The 14,960-nt window shown below is 73.4% G+C and carries 14 protein-coding genes; all 14 read left to right on the plus strand.

Annotation, left to right across the window (positions count from 1 at the left end):
- Positions 1-59: 59 nt before the first annotated feature.
- The 14 genes from ASF89_RS02700 (at position 60) to ASF89_RS02770 (ending at position 14,949) form a co-directional block, all read left to right on the plus strand.
- Positions 60-407, plus strand: coding sequence for a flagellar basal body protein (locus tag ASF89_RS02700; RefSeq protein WP_055799770.1), 348 nt, complete (start codon positions 60-62; stop codon positions 405-407).
- Positions 404-799 (plus strand): flagellar basal body rod protein FlgC, encoded by a 396-nt coding sequence (locus ASF89_RS02705; RefSeq protein ID WP_055799773.1) that lies wholly within the window; start codon positions 404-406, stop codon positions 797-799. Before ASF89_RS02700 ends, ASF89_RS02705 begins: the two co-directional genes overlap by 4 nt.
- On the plus strand, positions 799-1,164 hold the full coding sequence (fliE, locus tag ASF89_RS02710; protein WP_082489729.1) for a flagellar hook-basal body complex protein FliE: 366 nt from the start codon (positions 799-801) through the stop codon (positions 1,162-1,164). Before ASF89_RS02705 ends, fliE begins: the two co-directional genes overlap by 1 nt.
- On the plus strand, positions 1,164-2,843 hold the full coding sequence (gene fliF / locus ASF89_RS02715) for a flagellar basal-body MS-ring/collar protein FliF (RefSeq protein ID WP_055811900.1): 1,680 nt from the start codon (positions 1,164-1,166) through the stop codon (positions 2,841-2,843). The genes fliE and fliF overlap by 1 nt, the downstream gene beginning before the upstream one ends.
- Positions 2,840-3,889 (plus strand): flagellar motor switch protein FliG, encoded by a 1,050-nt coding sequence (gene fliG / locus ASF89_RS02720; protein ID WP_255354966.1) that lies wholly within the window; start codon positions 2,840-2,842, stop codon positions 3,887-3,889. Before fliF ends, fliG begins: the two co-directional genes overlap by 4 nt.
- A 264-nt stretch (positions 3,890-4,153) precedes the next feature.
- Positions 4,154-4,972: a hypothetical protein gene (locus ASF89_RS02725; RefSeq protein WP_156463301.1), complete on the plus strand. Its 819-nt coding sequence runs from the start codon at positions 4,154-4,156 to the stop codon at positions 4,970-4,972.
- Positions 4,972-6,372, plus strand: coding sequence for a FliI/YscN family ATPase (locus ASF89_RS02730; RefSeq protein ID WP_082489824.1), 1,401 nt, complete (start codon positions 4,972-4,974; stop codon positions 6,370-6,372). The genes ASF89_RS02725 and ASF89_RS02730 overlap by 1 nt, the downstream gene beginning before the upstream one ends.
- The gene (locus tag ASF89_RS02735; RefSeq protein WP_055811908.1) at positions 6,372-6,791 is read left to right on the plus strand and encodes a flagellar FliJ family protein; all 420 of its coding nucleotides are present in this window, start codon (positions 6,372-6,374) and stop codon (positions 6,789-6,791) included. Before ASF89_RS02730 ends, ASF89_RS02735 begins: the two co-directional genes overlap by 1 nt.
- The gene (locus tag ASF89_RS02740) at positions 6,788-7,627 is read left to right on the plus strand and encodes a C40 family peptidase (RefSeq protein ID WP_055799786.1); all 840 of its coding nucleotides are present in this window, start codon (positions 6,788-6,790) and stop codon (positions 7,625-7,627) included. Before ASF89_RS02735 ends, ASF89_RS02740 begins: the two co-directional genes overlap by 4 nt.
- Positions 7,628-9,165: 1,538 nt before the next feature.
- Positions 9,166-9,849, plus strand: coding sequence for a flagellar hook-length control protein FliK (locus ASF89_RS02750; protein ID WP_055811914.1), 684 nt, complete (start codon positions 9,166-9,168; stop codon positions 9,847-9,849).
- A 12-nt stretch (positions 9,850-9,861) separates the two neighbouring features.
- Positions 9,862-10,302: a flagellar hook assembly protein FlgD gene (locus ASF89_RS02755; RefSeq protein ID WP_055799798.1), complete on the plus strand. Its 441-nt coding sequence runs from the start codon at positions 9,862-9,864 to the stop codon at positions 10,300-10,302.
- A gap of 50 nt (positions 10,303-10,352) precedes the next feature.
- A complete protein-coding gene (locus ASF89_RS02760) occupies positions 10,353-11,528 on the plus strand; it encodes a flagellar hook protein FlgE (RefSeq protein WP_055811917.1) in 1,176 nt (391 codons plus the stop codon).
- A 174-nt stretch (positions 11,529-11,702) separates the two neighbouring features.
- Positions 11,703-13,565 (plus strand): glycosyltransferase, encoded by a 1,863-nt coding sequence (locus tag ASF89_RS02765; RefSeq protein ID WP_082489730.1) that lies wholly within the window; start codon positions 11,703-11,705, stop codon positions 13,563-13,565.
- Positions 13,540-14,949 (plus strand): hypothetical protein, encoded by a 1,410-nt coding sequence (locus ASF89_RS02770; protein WP_156463302.1) that lies wholly within the window; start codon positions 13,540-13,542, stop codon positions 14,947-14,949. Before ASF89_RS02765 ends, ASF89_RS02770 begins: the two co-directional genes overlap by 26 nt.
- The last annotated feature ends 11 nt before the right edge of the window (positions 14,950-14,960 follow it).

Below are 14,960 nucleotides of genomic sequence, written 5' to 3' on the forward strand. Positions count from 1 at the left end.
CGGCCATGGATCGGCCCCCGCCCGACGCAGGGCACCCCAGACACCTCACCGGGACAGGCATGCCACTCGAATCCGTGACGCAAGCGGCGCTGCAGAGCGCCCTCGACGGTCTCTCGCTGCGCCAGAAGACCATCGCGAACAATATCGCCAACGTGAACACGCCCGGCTACCAGGCCAAGCGCGTGCAGTTCGAGGAGGCGCTCGGCCGGTCGGTCGCGGACGGCGGCGGGGCGATCCAGGCGACCACGGCGCGCTCCCTCGAGCCCACCCGCACCGACGGCAGCAACGTGAACCTCGACACCGAGACGCTCTCGAACGTCGACACCGTGCTGCGGTACCAGTTCGCGACGCAGGCGATGAACTCCGAGCTGACGGCCGTCCGCGCCGCCTTCAGGACGAACTCGTGACCGCCTTCGACGCGATCGGCATCGCGAGCACCGGCCTGACCGTGCACCGCAAGTGGCTCGACGCGGTCTCGGACAACATCGCCAACGCGAACACCGTCAAGTCGATGGACGACACGGCGTTCCAGGCGCGCTACGTCGAGGTGCAGGAGGGCGACGGCACCTCGGGCGTGTTCGTCCGCGCCGACCGCTACGGCAGCGAGGCGGGCCGGGTCACGTACTCGCCCGACCACCCGCTCGCCGACGCCGAGGGCTACGTGCGCATGCCCGACATCGACCTCGGCGCCCAGATGGGCGACCTGATCATGGCGCAGCGCGGCTACCAGGCCAACGCCGCTGTCGTCGACCGTGCCAAGACGGCCTACGAGGCCGCACTCCAGATCGGACGTGGCTGATGCCCCTCTCGGCGATCCAGGCTCTCGGAGCCGTCCAGCAGTCCGGCTACGCCGACGCCGCCTCGCTTCTGCAGGACGCGGGCGCGGTCGGAGGTCCCGGTGCGCCCGACGCGACGGGCCGAGGAGGCGCGACCAGCGCCTCCGGGGCGACCTTCGGGGCGTCGATGGCCGGTGCCGTCGAGGGACTGCAGCAGCTGCAGGGCGAGGCGAAGACCCTCGCCGTCAAGGCCGTGACCGGTGATCTCACCGACATCCACGACGCGACCATCGCCGCGACGCGCGCGCAGGTCACGCTCGAGCTCGTCAGCGCCGTCCGCAACAAGGGCGTCGACGCCTTCAACGAGATCATGAGGATGCAGGCCTGATGCCCACCGCCGTCAAGAACTCGCTCGACCGGATGCGCGCGACCCTCGCGGGCTTCTCGATCGCCCAGCGGACGATCGCGGTCATCCTCCTCGCCGCCCTCGTGCTCGGCGTCGTGGCCCTGGCCAGCTGGCTGACGAAGCCGACGTACACGCCGCTGTTCAGCGGCGTCGATCCGGCCGACGCCAGCGCCATCGTCGAGCAGCTGCAGGCCGACGGGGTGCCATACCAGCTGACCGCGGGCGGCAACACGATCCTCGTGCCCGAGGAGCACGTCTACCAGGAGCGCCTCACCGCCGCGGCCGCCGGCCTGCCCTCGACCGCCGGCACGGGCGGCTACACGCTGCTCGACACGATGGGCGTCACCTCGTCGGAGTTCCAGCAGGACGTCACCTACAAGCGCGCCATCGAGGGCGAGCTCGCCAACACGATCAAGGCGATGGACGGCGTGAAGAACGCCACCGTGCAGCTCGCCATCCCCGAGCAGACCGTGTTCGTCGCCGAGCAGCGCGACCCGACGGCCTCGGTGTTCGTCGAGACGCAGGCGGGGGTGTCGCTGACCACCGAGCAGGTGCAGGCCATCGTCAACCTGACCAGCGCCTCCGTCGAGGGCATGACCCCCACCGGCGTCGCCGTCACCGACTCGACCGGCACGGTGCTGTCGCAGGTCGGCACCGGGGCGACCGGAGGAGGCGCGGGCGAGGCCGGCGAGTACGAGTCCAAGGTGCAGACGGCCGTCCAGACCATGCTCGACAAGGTCGTCGGCGTCGGCAACTCGTCGGTCGTGGTCGCGGCGCAGCTCGACTCGAACTCGGGAACGCGCGTCACCGAGCGGTTCACCGAGCCCGAGAGCGGCCCGCTGGCCCTGAACGAGTCGACCACGACCGAGCAGTACGGTGCGGGCGGGGCCGGCGACGGCACCGGGCGGACCGGCGTGCTCGGACCGGACAACATCGCCGTGCCCACCGGCGCCGACGGCGAGGCCGCCGACGCGGACGGGGCGGCCGGCGACGGCTACGTCAACGAGTCGGCGACGAAGAACAACGCCGTCGACAAGGTCACCGAGACGATGAGCGTGCCCTCGGGCACCGTCGCCCGGCAGACCGTGTCCGTCGCTCTGAACGCGACGGCCGCGCAGGGCGTCAACATGCAGAGCATCCGCGACCTGGTCGACAGCGCGGCCGGCATCGACGGCGCCCGGGGCGACACCGTCGACGTCGCGATGGTCGACTTCGACACGACCGCGGCGACCGCCGCTCAGGAGGCGCTGGCCGCCGCGGACGCCGCCGCCGCGACCGAGGCCATGTGGTCGACGATCCGCACGGCCAGCATCGTCGGCGTCATCGCCCTGGCCGCCGTCATCGCGCTCATCGTCTTCGCTCGACGCAGCCGCCGCCAGGCCCGTGAGGACGTCGATCTCGGCGAGCTCGCCGCCGCCAACGCCGCCCAGACCTGGGACGCCACCATGCGACTCGACCTCGACGCCGCCTCCGGCCGGTCGATGCTCGGCGGCGACGACTCCGCGACGCAGATGCTGCCCGTCGTCGAGGCGCCCGAGCCGTCGCCCGAGGCCGTCTCGGCCGAACGCCGCCGCGCCGAGGTCGACGCCCTGGCCGAGCGCGACCCGGCCAAGACCGCGGAGCTGCTGCGCGGTCTGATGGACCAGCGGAGCGGGCTGTGACCGACGTCGCCGTGCCCTTCGGCTCGGCCACCGCCCCTCCTGCCGTCCTCACCGGCCCGCAGAAGGTCGCCGTCGTGCTCATGCAGATGGAGCAGAGCCGCGCCGCGAGCGTCATGCAGCAGTTCAGCGAGGAGGAGGCGGCCGAGATCACCGCCGAGATCGTCCGCCTCCGTCGCGTCGATCCGGCGGTCGCCGAGTCCGCGGTCGCCGAGTTCCACGAGCTGTCGGTGTCGGGCCGCTATCAGCGCCGCGGCGGGCACGACGTCGCCGTCGGACTGCTCGAGGCCTCGTTCGGCTCGGAGCGCGCGGCGGGCGTCATGGAGCGCCTCGCGTCGAACATGGCGGGCAAGTCGTTCGAGTTCCTCGACGAAGCCGAGCCCGGTCAGGTCGTCGCGCTGCTCGACGGCGAGCTGCCGCAGACCATCGCGCTCGTGCTCGCCCACGTGCGGCCCCAGCAGGCCTCGGCCGTGCTGGCGGGGCTCGACCTCGACGTGCGCACCGACGTCGCCCAGGCCATCGCCACGATGGGCACCGCGACCCCCGAGGCGGTCGCCATCGTCGCGGCCACCCTCAAGGTCCGCGCCGGCGCCGTCGTGTCGCCGCGCGACCAGGTCGAGGTCGTCGGCGGCATCCAGCCCCTCGTCGAGATCATCAACCGCAGCGACAGCGCCACCGAGCGCGCCCTGCTCGACGGCCTCGACGCCCGCGACCCGGCGCTCGCCGAGGAGGTGCGCTCGCGGATGCTCACCTTCGAGGACATCGTCAAGCTCGAGGCGCGTGACATCCAGCAGGTGCTGCGCGGCATCGACGCGGCCGTGCTCGCCACGGCCATGAAGGGCGCCGCCGCGGCCGTCACCGACGTGATCCGCGGCAACGTCTCGGCGCGCAACGCCGAGCTGCTCGACGACGAGATCCAGTCGATGGGCCCCGTGCGCAAGTCGCAGGTCGAGGAGGCGCGGGCCGAGGTCGTCCGCTCCATCCGCGAGCTCGAGGCGCAGGGCGCCATCACCGTGCACCGCGCCGACGAGGACGCCCTGGTCGACTGACCGCGCCGCGCCGCCCGCGCCGCGCGCCGCGCCGAACTCGCGCGACACCCCGGAAGCCGCGCTCCACCCCGATCTCTCGGGGTGGAGCGCGGCTTCCGGGGTGTTCGGCGGTGCGAGCGCCCGCGCGGCCCCCCTTCGGGGCGGGCGCTAACGCGGCGGGGGCGCCGGTCGAGAGTCGCAGTCGAGCACGGATCGCTCGCTTCCCCCTGGCCACGGATCGGCCGTCGTCCTCGAATCGCCGAACGGCTCGTGATGCTCGAATCCGTGATGAACGCCCCGGCCACCGCGCCGGGTTCCGTCGCGCGCGTCGTGTACCCGTCGCTCGTCGGCCCCGGTTCCGACCGCGCGGCCGCTCGCGAGGCCGACGACGTCCGTGCCGAGGCCCGAGGTCATGCCGCCGGGTACGCCGCGGGGCTCCGCGCCGCCGAGCTCGAGCTGACCGCCCGCCGGGCCGTGCTCGAGGCCGAGCACTCCGATCTCGTGCAGCGGCTCCAGGCCCATGCGCTGGCCGCCGCGGACGCGCTGAGCGCCGCAGCACGCGCTCTCGACGCCTGCGTGGTGCGGACGGTCGCCGACGCCGAGGAGGCGCTGGTCGCCTCCGCCTTCGAACTCGCCGAGGCCGTGGTCGGCTACGAACTGCGCGCCTCCGAGCCCGAGTCGAGCCCGGCCGCGCCCGCCGGTCCCGCCGGCGCCGATGGCGCCGCCGATGCCGCCGGCGCCGGTCCCGCCGCCGCCGACGGCGCTGCATGCGGGATCGACGCCCCGGCCGTCGCGCCCGCCGAGCCCGGCGCCGACCCTCGTGTCGGACGCACCGCCCGGGCCGCCGTCGCGCGTGCCCTCGACGGGGCGGCCGGAGGCGTCGTGACGACGATCCGGATGCACCCGCTCGACCTGGCGCTCCTCGACGAGTCGACCCGCGCCTCCTCGGCTCCCGGTGCGGTGTTCGCGCCCGACGCGTCGCTGGCGCGGGGCGACGCCGAGGCCGACCTGCCGGCCGGGCTGATCGATGCGCGTCTGGGCACCGCGCTCGACCGCGCCCGCCGCGCCCTGCTGGGCCCCGCCTCGACGGGAGCGGCGTCGTGATCGGCACGCTCGCACCCCGGGCCGTCGCCGCGCGCCCGGTCGGTCGCTCCGACGAGACCTCCGCCGAGAGCTCCGTCGCGCTCCGTCTCGCGGCCGCCCGCTCCGCCGCCCGCCCCCAGCGGGTCGGTCGGGTCAGCGCCGCCGTCGGTCTCGGCATCACCGTGATCGGGCTCGACGCCGCCGTCGGCGACGTGGTCAGCGTGGGCGAGGCGACCGACGGGTCGAACCTCGCCGAGGTCGTCGCGACGACGCCCGACGGCGTCCGCTGCATGCCGCTCGGGCGGTTGGCCGGGATCACCTCGGGCACGCCGGCCCGCTCGACGGGGCGGCCGCTGCTCGTCCCGACGGGTGCGGGGCTGTTCGGGCGGGTGCTCGACGGTCTGGGGCGTCCGATCGACGGCCGGGGCCCGCTGGTCGGCGCCGACGGTCGACCGGCCGATCTGGTGCCGCTCGACCACGAGACCCCGTCGGCGATGCACCGTGCCCGCATCGACACCCCGCTGCAGCTCGGCGTCCGCGTCCTCGACACCCTGACGACCGTCGGCAAGGGCCAGCGCGTCGGCCTGTTCGCCGGCTCGGGCGTCGGCAAGTCGTCGCTGCTGTCGATGATCGCCCGCGGCTCCGACGCCGAGGTGAGCGTGGTCGCCCTCGTCGGCGAGCGCGGCCGGGAGGTGCGGGAGTTCCTCGAGGACGACCTCGGCGCCGAGGGCCTCGCCCGCTCGATCGTCGTCGTGTCGACAAGCGACGAGCCGGCGCTGATGCGTCTGCGGGCGGCGTTCGTCGCGACGCGCATCGCGGAGTCGTTCCGCGACGCGGGCGCCGACGTGATGCTGATGATGGACTCGCTGACCCGCGTCGCCATGGCGCAGCGCGAGATCGGCCTGTCGGTGGGGGAGCCCCCGGCGACCCGCGGCTACCCGCCGTCGACGTTCTCGGTGCTGGCCGGGCTGCTCGAGCGCGCCGGGACCGACCGCGTCGGCTCGGTGACGGGCATGTACACGGTCCTCGTCGACGGCGACGACCACAACGAGCCGATCGCCGACGCGGCGCGGAGCATCCTCGACGGTCACGTCGTGCTCGATCGCAAGCTGGCCGTGACCGGGCACTTCCCGTCGGTCGACGCGCTCGGCTCGGTGTCGCGCGTGGCCTCGAAGGTGACGACGCCGCCGCAGCGCACCGCCGCGACGACGCTCCGCCGGGTGATGGCCGCCCGCCGGGCGGCGCAGGACCTCCTCGACGTCGGCGCCTACCAGCGCGGGGCGAACCCGCTGGTCGACGCGGCGGTCGACAACCAGGCGGCCATCGACGCGTTCCTGCAGCAGGGCATGGACGAGCAGTCGTCGTCGGCCGAGTCGTGGGATCGCCTGGCCCGTCTCACCCAGCGGCTCGGGGGCGTGTGATGGCGCGCGTGTTCTCGCTCCTCGGGCTCCTCCGTCTCCGTCACGCTCAGCAGGGGCAGGCGGCGGCGACGCTGGCCGACGCGAACGAGCGGCTGCGCGAGGCGTCCGATCGGCGGATGGCGGCCCGGCGCACGCTGGACGACGGCCCGGTCGAGGTGTCCGACGCGGCGATGCTCAGTGCGATCGCGGCGGCGCGGGCGTCGACCCGCGGCATGCTGACCGAGCTCGACGCCGTGGCCGAGCGCCGCCGGGTCGAGGCCGACGAGGCGCAGCGCGCGTACACCGAGGCCCGCCGGGCGGCCCTATCGCTCGAGAAGCTCGAAGAGCAGCACGCCGCCACGACCGCGGCCGACGACCTGCGGGCCGAGCAGACCGTGCTCGACGAGATCGCATCGCAGAGCCGAGGAGGCGCGTCATGAGTCCCGTGAGCGAGGTCCTGTCGAGGATCGACGACATCCGATCGCAGATGGAGCAGATCCGGGCCGGTGTCACCGGTCGTGCCGCGGCGGCGTCCGCGGCGTCGGGCGCCTCGGGGTCGGCCGCGTCGGGCGGGTCCGCGTCGGCGTTCGCATCGGCCCTGTCGGCGACCGGCAACACGCTCGGCTCGGCGGGGTCCGCCGCCGCGGCGGCTGCGGCGCTCGGGCTGCCGGGTGCCGCGGGTGCTGCGGGCACGGCGGGTGCCGCGGGCGCGGGTGCCGCCTCCGGCGCCGGTCTCGCCGGTGCAGCCTCGGGGGTCCCGTCGACGTCGGTCGATGCGGTGAAGGGTGCGATCGCGTCCGGCAGCGGAGCCGTCGGGTCGGACGTGGTGGCGGGGGCAGAGAAGTACCTCGGCGTGCCGTACGTGTTCGGGGGAGAGGACCGCACCGGCATGGACTGCTCCGGTCTCGTGCAGACGGTGTTCAAGGATCTCGGGGTGGCGATGCCGCGCGTCGTGCCCGACCAGGCCCGGATGGGCGCCGAGGTCGCCTCACTCGCCGACGCGCGCCCCGGGGACCTCATCGTGCCCAAGGGCGAGGGGCACATCGTGATCTACGTCGGGGACGGCAAGGTCCTGCACGCGCCCCGTCCCGGCAAGGACGTCCAGATCGTGAACAACTGGTACAGCGACGCTGACCTGTCGACCATCCGCCGGGTGGTCCCGGCGACCGCGGCGGCGAGCGCCGGTGTCGCGAGCGTCGGGTCGGCGGCCTTCGCGGGCACCGACATGACGACCGCGGCGTTGCAGCAGCTGATGCGGGCGGGGGCGGTCTCGTGACGGGCCTCCGCACGCTGCCGTTCGCGGCGCCGTCGATCGATGCTGCGGCGTCCGGTCGTGGACGGGCGTCGGGTGCCTCGGCCGGAGGCGCGAGGGCCGACGGAGCCTTCGGCGCGGCGATGCTGTCGGCCGCCCCTGCCACGCCCGCCCCTGCCACGCCCGGTCCTGCTGCGTCCGGTTCTGCTGGGCTCGGTCATGCTGCGTCGGGGTCTGCTGCGTCCGGTTCTGCTGCGAGCCGTTCCGGTGCGCGCGACTCCGCCGAGTCCGACGTCGACGCGAGGGATGCGGTCGTCCCCGACCGCCGGACGGCCGGTTCGCTCGGTGATCCGAGCGGTTCGTCGCTCGCCGGTTCGTCGGGGCCGCTCGTCGACGGTTCCGGGGCCCTCGCCCTCCTCGGCGCGGTCCCGGCCGGTGCCGGCTCGTCCAGCTCGGCTGCGTCCGGTCCGGCCGTGTCAGGCACGATCGGGATCGGATCGAGCGGGCCCGGATCATCCGTCCCCGCGCAGGTGACGGCGGCCCCGTCGCCGTCCGTCCGCGTCGGGTCGGCCTCCGCCGAGGCTCCCTCGTCGAACGACCCGACCCGGGGATCCGAGTCGGCGACGCTCACCCCCGGATCCGTCCCGGGCACCGACCTCATCACCGGAGAGGCGTCGACGTCAGCGACGACGACGGCGCCGTTCCCGTCGGAGTCCGGGTCCGCGTCGGCGACGATGCTCGCGTCGGCGTCGGCGTCGGCGTCGGCGTCGGTGTCGGTGTCGGTGTCCGCGTCCGCGTCCGCGTCCGCGCTGGCGCCAGTGCTCGCGTCTGCGTCTGCGTCCGAGCCGGGGCCCGCGTCTGCGACAGCGGCGGTGGCGACTGCAGCGGCGTCCGCGACAGCGGTGGCGTCTGCGACAGTCGCGGCGCCCGCGATAGTGATAACGCCCGCGACAGAGTCGACGTCCGCAACAGCCGCGGCGTCGCCGTCGGCGCGCGTGCCCGACGCCGGAGTCGGTCAGGCCAGCCCGATTCCGGGGTCCTCCCTGACTCCGCTTGCTCCGCATGCAGTCGTGACGCCTTCCGGCAGCGCACCGGCCGGGTCACCCGTCGCTCCGCATGCAGGCGCAGCAGCCGCCGAGAGCGCCCCCGCACCCGCTCCTCCCGCCACCATCACCCCGGCTACCGTCGCTCCCGCCACCACCCCGGCCACCGTCGCTCCCGCCACCACCCCGGCTGCTGCGCATGCAGGCGTAACAGCTCTTCCGAGCGCACACTCCGCTCGCGGAGCCGCTGCCGAGGCCTCCGCGCCCTCGGCCCCCGCCCCCGCCGTCCCCGCCCCCGCCGTCGCCGCCGTCGCTCCCGCCACCGCAACCGCAACCGTCCCGGGTGCTGCGCATGCAGGCGCAACAGCTGTTCCGAGCGCACACCCCGCCCGCGGAGCCACTGCCGAAGCCACCGCGACCCCGACCCCGCTGACCCCGACCCCGCCCCCCGCCCCGTCGGCGCACCCGGGCGGGGCGTCCCCGACGCTCACGGCGCCCCCTGCGACCGAGACGCCGATCATGGTCGGCGCGGCTGCACAGTCGACCCGCGCCTCCTCGGCTGCGGGCGACGATGCCGTGAGCACCTCGGGCGATCGATCCGCAGCCCCGACCGCCGCCGGAGCACCCGGCGCCCTCCCCGCTCCCTCGGCGGTGCCGACCGGCCCGTCCGCCCTCACCGCGCCTCCGGCCGCCTCGACCAGCCAGTCCCCGGCCCCCGCGCCGGCTCCACTCGGCCAGCAGCTCGTCCGGCCCCTGTTCTCGCTCGCGTCGGCCGGTCACGGGACCCACACGGTGACGGTGACGGTCGCCCCCGAGGCGCTCGGTCCCGTGACCGTGCGCGCCCACGTCTCGGCGACCGGCATGCAGGTCGAGATGTTCGCCGGCTCCGACGCCGCGCGTGACGCCGTCCGGGCGATCATCCCCGACCTCCGTCGGGACATGGGAGGCGCGGGTCTCCAGGTCGGCATCGACCTGTCGAGCCAGAACCAGCCCTCCGACCCCCGCGGTCAGAGCGCCGCCCAGAACGCCCTGCAGAACGCCCTCCAGAACGGCACCGGCACCGGCGCCGATCGCGGCGACGACCCGTCCGGCGCGCCCGGCTCATCCCGCGCCCCCCTCGACCCCGGTGCCGACGGTCCGCAGCTCGCGACCGACCCGACCCGCGCCTCCCTCACGACGACGTCGCTCGACGTCCTGGCCTGAACGGACCCCGACATGCCCTCCATCGACCAGATCAGCGGAAGCGTCGACCCCGCGAGCGTGGCCTCGGCGCTCGCGAACTCCTCGATCCGCACCCCGAAGCAGAACATGGACAGCGAGATGTTCATGCAGCTGCTCGTCTCGCAGCTGAAGAACCAGGATCCGTCGTCGCCGATGGACACCAACGCCATGATCGGTCAGACGACCCAGCTGGCGATGATGGAGCAGATCACCAACCAGACCACCACGGCGACCGAGGGCTTCTCGCTGCAGATGCGGATCGCCGCGTCGAGCATGGTCGGTCGCGAGGTCAGCTACCTCGGTGCCGACGGCAAGCCCGTCACCGGCACGGCCACCAGCGTCTCGTTCGCCGACGCCGTCCCCACGGTCACCGTCGCCGGGAAGGAGGTCGCGTTGGATCTCATCTCCGGCATCTCCGCGTCGACCTCCTCCTGATCCCCCTCACGCTCTCGTCCCCCTCCTTCTTCCTCCGAAAGGCAGCACTCATGCTCCGCTCGCTCTACTCCGGCATCTCCGGCCTCCGCTCGCACCAGACCATGCTCGACGTCACGGGCAACAACATCGCCAACGTCAACACCGCCGGCTTCAAGGGGTCGACGACGCAGTTCCAGGACACCCTGTCGCAGATGACCCAGGGCGCCGGCGGCCCGCAGACCGGTCTCGGCGGGACGAACCCGGCGCAGGTCGGTCTCGGCGTGCAGGTCGCGGGCATCTCGACCAACTTCGCGCAGGGCTCCGCTCAGGCCACGGGCAAGGCCACCGACCTCATGATCTCGGGCGACGGCTTCTTCGTGACCCGCCTGGGCAACGACACGGTGTTCACCCGCGCCGGCGCGTTCGACTTCGACGCGCAGGGGCGACTCACCTCGGCCGACGGCAAGATCGTCCAGGGCTACTCGGCCACGAACGGGGTCGTCAACGACGGCGGCGCGATGGGCGACATCACGCTGCCCCTCGACGGCGCGGCCCCCGCCCGGCCGACCACCGCGGCGACGCTGAGCGGCAACCTGCCCTCGGACACCGCGGTCGGGGGCACGGTCGTCCGCGACACCAAGGTCTACGACGCCACCGGCAACGAGCGCACGCTCGAGCTGACCTTCACCCGCACGGCGCAGGGCTGGACCGTCCGCGGCGGCGACCAGGCGGGCGCGCCCGCGACGGCGCTCACCTTCGGCACGGAGGGTCGGCAGCCCAACGACAACGCCACCCTCACCGTCGACGGTGTCCGCGTCGACCTCGGCGGCATCACCGGCTTCGCGACGCTCAACACCGTCGCCGTCACCGGTCAGAACGGCCGCGAGGCCGGCACCCTGCAGGGCTTCTCGCTCTCGAAGGACGGCACCCTCGTCGGCCAGTTCAGCAACGGGGAGTCGCTCGCCGTCGGCCGCATCGCGCTCGCCACGTTCGCCAACGCGGGCGGTCTCGAGAAGGCCGGCTCGTCGGGCTACCGCGCGACCGCCAACTCGGGCGACCCGCAGGTCGGCGTCCCCGGCTCGCCCGGCGTCGGCTCGCTGACGAGCGGCACGCTCGAGATGAGCAACGTCGACCTGTCGCAGGAGTTCACGAACCTGATCGTCGCCCAGCGCGGATTCCAGGCGAACGCCCGCATCATCACCACCTCCGACGAGGTGCTGCAGGAGCTCACGAACCTGAAGCGCTGACGGCCAGCGGGTTCGCGGAGGGGACGACTCGTTCGTCGGACGGATGTGAGGTTCGTCCGGGGGACAAGCCGTCCCCTTCGGGGTTCACGGTCGGCCCCAATCAGGGTGACAACGAGTCGATCCGACTCGTTAGGGGGGTGCCCGGTCCTCCTTTGCGGGGACACCGTGAACCCCATGACCCTCGACCCGACCCGTCTGACGACCGGCGACGCCGACTACACCGACCTCCTCCTGGCCTCCGGCGTCGCCACCGAGCCGCAGATCGAGGAGGCGCTGCTCGCGGCCGCCCGCACGGGCAGCGGTCTCGACGAGATGCTGGTCCAGCTCGGCGTGGTCGACGCCCGCGACCTGCAGCGTCTCGTCGCCCGCTCGTGGGGCCTCGACATCGTCGACACCGAGACCGCCCGGTTCGACGTCGAGCTCGTCCGGTCGGGGTCGGGACAGCGCTACATCGCCGAGGACTGGATGCCCGTGCACCGCCGCCGCGACGGCACCGTCGTCGTCGCCTCGGCGAGACGCCCCAGCCCCGACTGGCAGGCCGACCTCGAGCGCGAGCTCGGCGCCCCGGTGGAGTTCCGGGTGGCGTCGACCTGGGGCATCAAGAACGCCACCATCCGCGTCTTCGACGAGATCGTCGCCGACAGCGCGGCGAACGACCTGTACCGGGCCAACCCGGCGCTCTCGGCGCGGGTGGTGTTCTCGCGCGGGCAGAAGGCGGGCGGCGTCGTCCTCGCGCTGGTCGGGCTCGTGACCGGCGTCCTGTGGCCGGCCGCTCTCGCCAGCACCCTGATCGCCGTCGTCAGCGTCGTGTTCCTGCTGGGCACCGGGTTCAAGTTCGTCGTCGCCATGCGGGGCGCCCGGTTCGACGTCGTCGAGCGGATCAGCGACGCCGAGGTCGCGGCGGTCGACGACGCCGACCTGCCCCGGTACACGGTCCTCGTACCCGTGTTCCGCGAGGCGAACATCGTCGCGCAGCTGATCGACAACCTGGGCGGGCTCGACTACCCGCTCGAGAAGCTCGAGGTCCTCATCCTCATCGAGGAGGAGGACGACGCGACGCGAGACGCCATCGCCGCCGCCGACCCTCCGGCGCACTTCCACGTCGTCACGGTGCCGAAGGGCCACCCGCAGACGAAGCCGCGGGCCTGCAACGTCGGTCTCTACCTGGCGTCGGGCGACTTCCTGGTGATCTACGACGCCGAGGACACCCCCGACCCCGATCAGCTCAAGAAGGCCGTCATCGCCTTCGAGCGCGGCGGCGAGCGCACCGTCTGCGTCCAGGCGGCCCTGAACTACTTCAACGCGACCGAGAACGCGCTGACCCGCATGTTCACCCTCGAGTACAGCTACTGGTTCGACTACATGCTCGCCGGGCTCGACCACGCCGATCTGCCCATCCCGCTCGGCGGCACGTCGAACCACTTCCGCACCGAGGCGCTCATCGGGCTCGGCGGCTGGGATCCCTACAACGTCACCGAGGACGCCGATCTCGGCATCCGCGCGAGCGCCCTCGGCTACCGGGTCGGCGTCATCAACTCGACGACCATGGAGGAGGCCAACACCTCGATCCCGAACTTCGTCCGCCAGCGCAGCCGCTGGATCAAGGGCTACATGCAGACGACGCTGGTGCACGCGCGCCGACCGCTGCAGCTGATCCGGCAGATCGGGGTGGTCCGCTTCGCCTCGTTCGCCCTGCTGATCGGGGGGACTCCGGCGACGTTCCTCGGCGTGCTGCCGTCGTACCTCGGCACGATCGTCGCCCTGCTGCTGCCCTCCGCCTGGCTCTCGGCTCTGTTCCCGGCGTGGGTGCTCTGGATCTGCCTGTTCAACTTCGTGATCGGCAACGGGATCATGGTCTACCTCTCGATGATGGGGCCGTACAAGCGCGGCACGTTCCACCTCATCCACTGGGCGCTCCTCAACCCCGTCTACTGGATCCTCCACTCCGTCGCCGCCTACAAGGCGCTCGCTCAACTGCTGACCCGTCCGCACTACTGGGAGAAGACCGAGCATGGCCTCACCGCTCACACGTCCTGAGACCGCGGAGGTCGCGACGATCCCGGCAGGAGGCGCGGTGCCGGCTCCGGTCCCCGCCCGCGTCGACGAGGCGGTCGCCCCGGTCCTCCCGACCCGCGCCTCCTCGGTCGGCGTCGATCTGACCATCCCGCTCCTCCGGCGACCGACGAGGATGCGTCGACCCGCGCCTCCTGAGCCTCCCGAGGCCCCGTCCCGGCGACCGCGGGGCACCGCGCGCGCCCGGGCGCTGCGGGCCCTCGTCGAGGAGCGCCGGTACGCCTCGGTGCTGGCGGGCATGACGCACGAGTCGTTCCCCGGCACGCTGGCCGGGCGGACCGCCCTGCGGCTGCTGCTCGCCGTCCCGTTCGTGGTCGTGGCGATCCTGCTCGAGGTCGGTGGGGTGCCCGCCGCGATCTCGGCGAACACCCTGCTCGACGTGCGCGCCGCGACCGTCGACTGGACGGGGTCGGGGGCGGCCTGGCTCGGCGACACGTTCCCGCCGATCAGCGGCGTGCTCGCCGCGGTCGTCCCCGGAGGCGCGTTCGGCCTGTCGCTCGTGGGCGCCCTCTGCGCGGGCGTCGTGGTGCACGCCATGATCGAGCTGATGGTGCAGCGGGGCTTCCACGCGTCGACCGTCACGGCCCTGACGCTGGCCCTCGTCGCGAACCCGCTGTTCTTCTTCCTGGCGACGGAGAACCTGCCCGCGTTCCTCGGGATCGCGTTCTTCGGTCTCGCGATGACCGACGTGGTGCGTTTCGTGACGTACCGCAACACGCAGTCCGGCTTCCGGGCGGGGATCCTGCTCATGCTCGCGACGCTCACCGACCCCAACGGGCTGCTCTATGCGACGGCCGCCGTGCTGACCGTGCCCTTCCTGACGCACGGTCGGCATCAGGTGGGCGTGCGTCGGGCGCATGCGCTGGTGCTGGTGTTCCCCACGCTGTCGGCGCTCGCCGCCCTCGTGTTCGTGCAGTGGAGCTTCGGCGGCGATCCCCTCGGGGCGTTCCGCAGCGCCCTCGACTACGACGGCTCGCGCTGGTCGATCTTCTCGTCGCTGTTCACGACGCCGTTCGGGCTGCTGCTGCTCGCGCCGGTGGCGAGCGCGTGGCTGATGACCGCGGTCGTCCGCCGTCTGGCCGGCGGGGTCATCGCGACGCTGCTGCTGGCGTCGGTCCTGATCGGGTTCGTCATCGGCACCGTGCCGATGAACTCGGCCGGCAACACGTTCGTGCTCGTGACCCTGGCAGCGATCGCGCTCGTGCCGCCGTCGACGGCGCTGCGGCGGATCGCCCTGGCCAACGTGATGGCGCTGCTGCAGCTGGTGATCGCCATCGTCGCGGCGCTGCAGCGCGATGTCGTCGTCACGTGGCTGACCGCTGTGCTGAGGTCGCTGGGGCTCGTCTGAGCCCGGTCGCG

This window comes from Frigoribacterium sp. Leaf172, from assembly GCF_001424285.1.
Taxonomy (GTDB): domain Bacteria; phylum Actinomycetota; class Actinomycetes; order Actinomycetales; family Microbacteriaceae; genus Frigoribacterium.

Coding starts and splice junctions, on each gene's coding strand:
- ASF89_RS02755 (WP_055799798.1), top strand. CDS start 9,862: ATGCCCTCCATCGACCAGATCAGCGGAAGCGTCGACCCCGCGAGCGTG.
- ASF89_RS02700 (WP_055799770.1), top strand. CDS start 60: ATGCCACTCGAATCCGTGACGCAAGCGGCGCTGCAGAGCGCCCTCGAC.
- ASF89_RS02760 (WP_055811917.1), top strand. CDS start 10,353: ATGCTCCGCTCGCTCTACTCCGGCATCTCCGGCCTCCGCTCGCACCAG.
- fliE (WP_082489729.1), top strand. CDS start 799: ATGCCCCTCTCGGCGATCCAGGCTCTCGGAGCCGTCCAGCAGTCCGGC.
- ASF89_RS02750 (WP_055811914.1), top strand. CDS start 9,166: ATGGTCGGCGCGGCTGCACAGTCGACCCGCGCCTCCTCGGCTGCGGGC.
- ASF89_RS02765 (WP_082489730.1), top strand. CDS start 11,703: ATGACCCTCGACCCGACCCGTCTGACGACCGGCGACGCCGACTACACC.
- ASF89_RS02770 (WP_156463302.1), top strand. CDS start 13,540: ATGGCCTCACCGCTCACACGTCCTGAGACCGCGGAGGTCGCGACGATC.
- ASF89_RS02740 (WP_055799786.1), top strand. CDS start 6,788: ATGAGTCCCGTGAGCGAGGTCCTGTCGAGGATCGACGACATCCGATCG.
- ASF89_RS02735 (WP_055811908.1), top strand. CDS start 6,372: ATGGCGCGCGTGTTCTCGCTCCTCGGGCTCCTCCGTCTCCGTCACGCT.
- fliF (WP_055811900.1), top strand. CDS start 1,164: ATGCCCACCGCCGTCAAGAACTCGCTCGACCGGATGCGCGCGACCCTC.